The sequence below is a fragment of the Streptomyces sp. NPDC127092 genome (assembly GCF_042722475.1).
GTDB lineage: Bacteria > Actinomycetota > Actinomycetes > Streptomycetales > Streptomycetaceae > Streptomyces.
Genome location: NZ_JBHXFE010000101.1, coordinates 1 through 3,656, shown reverse-complemented (window position 1 = coordinate 3,656; position 3,656 = coordinate 1). Strand labels below are relative to the sequence as shown.

Below are 3,656 nucleotides of genomic sequence, written 5' to 3'. Positions count from 1 at the left end.
AGGGCCAGAGCTGCACCGCCGCCGGCGGCACCGAGGAGCGCCAACGCCCCGCCGCCCAGCAGCAGACGACGCCGGGTCAGCCCGGCGCGGGTTGCGGTCTCCCCCTCCTCGGGCGGCGTTGTGTCGTAGGTGTCCCCGTCAGCGGTGACCACCATGCGCCAGGCGTCATCTCCAGGGGTGGTCACGCGCACTCGCACGGCCTCCAGCTGGCGGGCCGCAAGCTGGGCGACCACCGCGTCGATACCGGCGTCGCGCAACTCCTGGCCGGGTGCCCGCTCAACGCGCACCCCATCCAGCGTCACCGTCTCCGCGGCTTCGTCCAGGTGCAGGGTCAGCACCGGGAACGGTGGCACCGTGGCGGGGTCGAAGCCGGGATCGGCGGGCAGTGAGTTAGGCATCAGATTCCTCAATCCCATCGGCCGTGACCAAGAAATCTCGCAGATCGGCCTTCCTCACCCGTCGCAGTCGCTCGCCCAGCACCAGGGTTTTGAGCCCTGCCTTGTGCTGCCAGCGCAGCACGGTGGCGGTACTGACGCGCAACAGGTCGGCGATCTCCTCCAGAGTCAGCACCTCGGGCAGATCGGCAAGCAGCTCGTCCACAGCGGCAGCGTCGTTCACAATCACTCCTTTATAGTCCATGTGCGAAATAAGCGAGTCAAGCGACATACGGCAGACTCGCTTCATGTCAGACTTAGACGACACGCGTTGCACAAGGAACACAGAGCGTCTAACCTGACATGTAAAGGCTAGAGGAGGAGTGCATCGTGAGCAGACGAACAAACCCGTTCGTGAAGCGGGAGGCCGCGATCACGCAGCTCCCGGAGGAGGCGGTGCTGCATGACAGCCTGCTGGGAGCGCGACTCATGGAGAGCGGCCCGGCCTCGCCCGACGCTCTTCCTATCTCACCAGAAGACGTGACCTCGAAGGCCTGGCCAAAAGTACAGATTTCCGCGATTCCTGAGAGCCGCATCACAGTGATGGGTCTGCACGGAGGCGCGGGTGCCTCGACGCTGGCCGCCCTGATGGGTGAGGGCGTGGGCGACCACGGCCAGGCATGGCCTGAGCCCCCCGAGGGCCAGCCGCTCGGGGTCGTGGCGGTGTTCCGCAGTCACTGGCGCGGCTTGGAGGCCGCAGACCGCTTCGCGGAACAGTGGGCCGCTGGGATGCTTACCGGCTCCACACTGCTCGGCCTGGTCATTGTGGACGATGGCCCCACGCTCTCGGATGGCCAGCGCCGCGCGATGAAGCGCCTGCTGAAAATGACTCCCCGGGGGACGCGTATCCCCTGGGTGGAAGCGTGGCGACACGCTTCTCCTGACTCGGGGCGCATCCCGGGTCGTATCACCCGCATCACCCGCGCGCTGCATCAGGCAGCGGCGGATCTCTGAGAAAGGACAGCCTCGTGCTTTTCGAGACTGCAATGACCGTGGCCGGCAACATCCCCAACATCACTCCTGAGCAGCCCCCGGGCACCGATGGCCTCACCACGGCCCTGAACTGGCTCTCGTGGATCGTCATCATCCTGGGTGTGGCCGGCTTCCTCGTCTCGGCCGGCACCCTGGCCTTCGCGGCCCTGACGGGACGTGAGTTCAACAGCGGCAAGGGCCTGTTCCTGTCGATCATCGTCTGCATCCTCGCCGTCTCTGCCGGCGTGATCTTGCAGACCTTCATCTGAGCAACCGCCTCTAGAAACCACGGATCGGAGACCTGAGATGGCATCGACCGACGACACCCCAACCGCTTCGCCGTTCGGCCGGCGCTGGATCATCTCTGGAGCTGTGGTGCTCCTGGCCCTGGCTCTGGCCGTGTTCCTGGCCGTGCGCGGCGGGGTGGACAAGCAGCCGGCGGATTCTCCCGCCGCTGCCACGTCTGCCCCGCCTGCCGCCACGGGCGAGGCTGTGGCGACGCCGACGGCCACCACTGCGGCATGCAAGCCGCCGAGGACGAAAGAGAAGGGCATCCCCACGAAGGCCCCGGCCGTCTCGTGGGAGCGTCACCCCTCTGGCGGCGTCGTGCCTGTGTCCAAGGAACACGGCCCGACTGCACGGGAGGGTGACGCCTGGCGGTGCAGCTCGCGCACCGCCAGTGGCGCGCTCATGGCTGGAATCAGCCTTGTCTACAACTTCGCGACGGGGGATAAGTCCTCGGCGGTGGATGGCCCGAACCGGGAGAAGCTTTTTGCAGAAGGCCAGTACGGATCAAACACGGAGTTCGGGGTCGTTGAGGGCTACCGGATTCTGCTCGCCACCGAGAATAACGCTGAAATCGAGTACCTGCTTTCTGGTGCGGGTGCGCTTGGGGTTATGCGGGTGCCGATGGTGTGGGATACGGAAAGGCAGGATTGGGCGCTGGATAGCTCCTCGAATGATCTGAGCGTGACCATCGTGCAGGATCGCGACGGCTTCACGGCCTGGCGGTGACGCTCATGGCTGCCCTTGTACCCACTCCGTCTGCGTCCCCCTCGCCGGTGGCGTCTTCGGCCACCAGCGGTCCGCCGGAGCAGTGCTCTTCCCTGGACTTCGTTTGCAAGGGAAAAAACGCGGTTGCGGACGCCGCAACGGGGCTCGCTAACGAGACTATTACGAACTTCGTGGAGAGCATCGTTGAAGGCGCGGTGAACATTTTGCGCCAGATCGGGACGTGGTGGATGTCCGCCCCCGGGCCGTATTTTGACAATCCGATTGTCCAGAACATGCGGGATAATCTTTCCTGGTTCGTCTGGTTCTTCGGCGTGGTCGGCTTCCTGCTCGCGCTGGGTCGGCTGGTGGTTACCGCCTACACCTCGGGCTCGATCCGCGAGGGTCTGGTCTCCATCGGCGCGCTGTTCCTGAACATCGTGCTCGCCACGGGCGTCTACATCGCACTGATCCCGATGCTGCTCAACGCGGGTGACGCCGTGGCGACGTGGCTCCTGGACCAATCGACGGACAACGCCGACTTCGCCACGTTGGCGCAGCCGATGGCCGCAGAGGCGTTCCTGGCTTCTCCAGGCACCGCATTCTTGCTGGCCCTGTGCCTGTTCATCGGCGCTATCGCCAACTTCCTGATGCTGCTGCTCCGCAACGTCCTGCTGCTGGTGCTGATCGTGTTCCTGCCGGTCATCGCGGCCGGCTCGAACACGGAGGCAGGGCGGCAGTCGTGGCGGAAGGCTAACGCCTACTTGATCGCATGCCTGCTCATGAAGCCTCTCACCGCCGCAATCTACGGCTTCGGATTCATGCTCTTGCAGGACAGCGGGGAGGACTTCGGGCAGGTCATCGCCTCCTCGATCAGCGGCATTCTGCTCTTGCTCATGGCAGCTCTCGTGCTCCCGACGCTGGTCCGGTTCCTCTCGCCCGTGGCTGCCACGGGCATGAGTGGTTTCTCCGGCGCGGGCCTGATCGGGGCTGGCGTGGGCGTGGCGGCTGGTGCAGCGATGATTGCCGGCGCGGGAGGCGCGGGCGCGGCGGCTATGGCTGGCGGTGCCTCCCGCGCGGGCGGCGGCTCTGGCGGAGCTTCCATGGGCGGCGCTGGTGGTGACCCCACGGAGGGCACTGGCGGGACTCCTACGGGTGGAACTGACTCGGGGGGCACCACGGCCCCCGGCGTGACTACCTCCGGCACGGACTCGGCAGCCACCACGGCCCCCGGCACCAGACCCTCGCGTATGGGCTCAG

At 66.1% G+C, this 3,656-nt stretch carries 5 protein-coding genes and 1 pseudogene; 4 read left to right on the top strand and 2 right to left on the bottom strand.

Going from position 1 to position 3,656, the window contains the following annotated elements; translation table 11 throughout:
- Together ACFWJO_RS37365 and ACFWJO_RS37360 are read right to left on the bottom strand one after the other, a co-directional pair.
- Positions 1-398 (bottom strand): hypothetical protein (locus tag ACFWJO_RS37365; RefSeq protein WP_386872572.1); only part of this gene is annotated, 398 nt, incomplete at its 3' end.
- Positions 391-618: a helix-turn-helix domain-containing protein gene (locus ACFWJO_RS37360; protein WP_083907997.1), complete on the bottom strand. Its 228-nt coding sequence runs from the start codon at positions 616-618 to the stop codon at positions 391-393. The genes ACFWJO_RS37360 and ACFWJO_RS37365, both read right to left, overlap by 8 nt.
- Before the next feature lie 146 nt (positions 619-764).
- Here ACFWJO_RS37360 and ACFWJO_RS37355 point away from each other — a divergent pair, with 146 nt between their 5' ends.
- The 4 genes and pseudogenes from ACFWJO_RS37355 to ACFWJO_RS37340 form a co-directional block, all read left to right on the top strand.
- Positions 765-1,388, top strand: a complete 624-nt coding sequence (locus ACFWJO_RS37355) for a DUF6668 family protein (protein ID WP_386872570.1) — start codon at positions 765-767, stop codon at positions 1,386-1,388.
- 14 nt (positions 1,389-1,402) lie between these two features.
- Positions 1,403-1,675 carry a hypothetical protein gene (locus ACFWJO_RS37350; protein ID WP_233490748.1) on the top strand — a complete coding sequence of 91 codons (273 nt, stop codon included), beginning with the start codon at positions 1,403-1,405 and terminating at the stop codon, positions 1,673-1,675.
- Between the two features lie 37 nt (positions 1,676-1,712).
- Entirely contained in the window at positions 1,713-2,420 is a 708-nt protein-coding gene (locus ACFWJO_RS37345) for a hypothetical protein (RefSeq protein ID WP_386872569.1), read from the top strand.
- Between the two features lie 170 nt (positions 2,421-2,590).
- A pseudogene (locus tag ACFWJO_RS37340) lies at positions 2,591-3,656 on the top strand (hypothetical protein); the annotation flags it as partial.

Bases quoted from the DNA above. Each gene is read 5' to 3' on its own strand.
- ACFWJO_RS37345 (WP_386872569.1), top strand. From the start codon at position 1,713: ATGGCATCGACCGACGACACCCCAACCGCTTCGCCGTTCGGCCGGCGC.